The sequence below is a fragment of the Yersinia sp. 1252 StPb PI genome (assembly GCF_048593885.1).
Lineage (GTDB): Bacteria > Pseudomonadota > Gammaproteobacteria > Enterobacterales > Enterobacteriaceae > Yersinia > Yersinia enterocolitica_E.
On the sequence record NZ_JAZGQE010000313.1, the window covers coordinates 1 to 2,500 of the forward strand.

Genomic DNA, 2,500 nt, shown 5'->3' on the forward strand with positions numbered 1-2,500 from the left:
TTCTGCCGGTGATAAAACCTCCTTGGCAGGATGCTGAAGCGGTCCTTTGCGTATCATCTGCACTAACTCAATGCCTGGCAATATCGGCTGCGCTCGTCGAAACAATTTGAACCTCAGCATTGGCCGTATTCGCCATTTGATATTGCGGTGATCCTGCCCCACAAGGTTGTTCAGGTACTTGCTCTGTCTGATGGTCATCCTTTCTTTTTCTGGTTTGTTGGCATTGAGTGTGGTCATGGAGGTTGTGTTGGTACCACTTTTATCGATAGTCACCACCACGGATTCGCCGTGATAACGAATAGCCTTGCGAAAGAAGCGCAATGCAGCTGCGGCATCCCGTTTGGCGGTCAGCAAAAAGTCGATGGTTTGTCCTGCAGTATCCACCTTGCGGTATAGATATTTCCACTGGCCTTTGATTTTGAGGTAGGTTTCATCCATTCACCACCGCCGACCCACTGTGCGCTTGTGTCGGCGAAAAACCTTATCCAGCAGCGGCACCAGGCGGATAACCCAACGATGCAGCGTGGAATGATCAACGGCAATACCGCGCTCTGCCATCATCTCTTCGAGCTTGCGAAGGCTAAGGGCGTAAGCCAGATACCAGCGAACACATTGTGCGATAACATCGACGGGATAATGCAGGCGACGGAAGGCTTTTCTTATTAGATACATGGGCAGGTAACATCAGAAAAAAAACAAAATGTTACCCGACTATGCCTTAATGCGACAGAACCCACCAAGGTCATGACTTTCATAAATCTGGTTATGTCAAGAAATTAGTTTTTTGTGAAAATTCTCCTGATTGATGCAAGCAGAGGATTTCTCCGCCTTTGCGTAGTTATTTGTACCGACTCATTTCTTTCATGCTTCGATTTCGGATTATAAGATATCCACAGCTCTGGGCTTGCATCCCACGGAGTATCAGTTTCAACATTATTTTTGTAGAAATTTATCCTTCCAACCAGCCTTTCCCGGTTTCTGTATGCATAACGCAACTCACTGGCTGTAATAGATTGCCCTCCCATGCCTTCTTTGTTAACAACATTGGATATATCCAGCTCATCAAGAACAAAATGTATTTTATTACCGGCCCCGCTGGCTGCCATTTCAATACCTAGTTTGCTTCCTCGTTTCCAAAGAAGCTTGGGTGCCATTTGTGCTCCCGCCATATGCCACTCATGATATTGGCTCTTTTCCGGAGACTTTCTAACCTCTTTGTATATAGATGCGATGTTAAATTTTGGATTGCTTTCTCCAGCCACGAAATAGTTATCCCATAAAGGATAATCCCTGGCCATTTTTACCAATTCTTTGATGTTGGATGGAGGTGCTAATTTTTTCTCATGTTTTTTGGGTGACTTCATAAAATTTAGTAAAGTGGTTTGGTCTACGCTAAGAAGCGCCTGCCCAGAAACTGTATTGTTATACAAGTCAATAATTGAAGCTGGTGCATCTTTATTATCAGGAAAAAATGGGCGGCCTACCGCAGTTGAGATATAGGCACCTCGAGGCGTAGCCAGCCCATAGACAAGATCACCTTTTTCTTCTCTGAAATTTTCATTTATCGTTGATAATCCCAAAGAATGTATTCCCATATGATTATCGTTCAAGACGGTAGTATTAAATACACTCCCACTTTCAGTGATATGTAGTCCTGAATCATGGTTGATATTTGTATTTTTTCTGACAGGTTTTGTTTTTACTTGATACATAACGCAACTCCACTATGAGAAATACACATTGGTCTTCATTAACTATAGTATTTTAGGTTCTGTCACATTAAGGCGTAGTCAGGTAACATTCTGTTTTTTTCTGATGTTACCTGCCCATGTATCTAATAAGAAAAGCCTTCCGTCGCCTGCATTATCCCGTCGATGTTATCGCACAATGTGTTCGCTGGTATCTGGCTTACGCCCTGAGCCTTCGCAATCTCGAGGAGATGATGGCAGAGCGCGGTATTGCCGTTGACTATTCCACGTTACTCCGTTGGGTTATCCGCCTGGTGCCGCTGCTGGATAAGGTTTTTCGCCGACACAAGCGCACAGTGGGTCGGCGGTGGTGAATGGATGAAACCTACCTCAAAATCAAAGGCCAATGGAAATATCTGTACCGCAAGGTGGATGCTGCAGGTCAAACCATCGGCTTTCTGCTGACCGCCAAACGGGATGCCGCAGCTACATTGCGCTTCTTTTGCAAGGCTATTCGTCATCACGGCGAACCCGAGATGGTCACTATCGATAAAAGTGCTGATAACACTGCAGCTTTGGCCACGCTCAACGCCGACAAACCCGATGAGGAAGCTATTACCGTCAGGTAGAGCAAGTACCTAAACAACCTTGTGGGGCAAGATCACCGCAATATCAAACGGCGAATACGGCCAATGCTGGGGTTCAAATCGTTTCGACGAGCGCAGCCAATATTGGCAGGCATTGAGTTAGTGCAGATGATACGCAAAGGACCGCTTCAGCATCCTGCCAAGGAGGTTTTATCACCGGCAGAA

The 2,500-nt window shown here is 45.6% G+C and carries 1 protein-coding gene and 2 pseudogenes; 1 reads left to right on the forward strand and 2 read right to left on the reverse strand.

Going from position 1 to position 2,500, the window contains the following annotated elements:
- Both V2A85_RS23065 and V2A85_RS23070 read right to left on the reverse strand, forming a co-directional pair.
- A pseudogene (locus tag V2A85_RS23065) lies at positions 1 to 672 on the reverse strand (IS6 family transposase); the annotation flags it as partial.
- 104 nt (positions 673 to 776) lie between these two features.
- On the reverse strand, positions 777 to 1,712 hold the full coding sequence (locus tag V2A85_RS23070; RefSeq protein WP_420072483.1) for a hypothetical protein: 936 nt from the start codon (positions 1,710 to 1,712) through the stop codon (positions 777 to 779).
- 116 nt (positions 1,713 to 1,828) lie between these two features.
- Between V2A85_RS23070 and V2A85_RS23075 the strand changes: the two are divergent.
- Positions 1,829 to 2,500: pseudogene (locus tag V2A85_RS23075) on the forward strand (IS6 family transposase); the annotation flags it as partial.

Bases quoted from the DNA above. Each gene is read 5' to 3' on its own strand.
- V2A85_RS23070 (WP_420072483.1), bottom strand. From the start codon at position 1,712: ATGTATCAAGTAAAAACAAAACCTGTCAGAAAAAATACAAATATCAAC.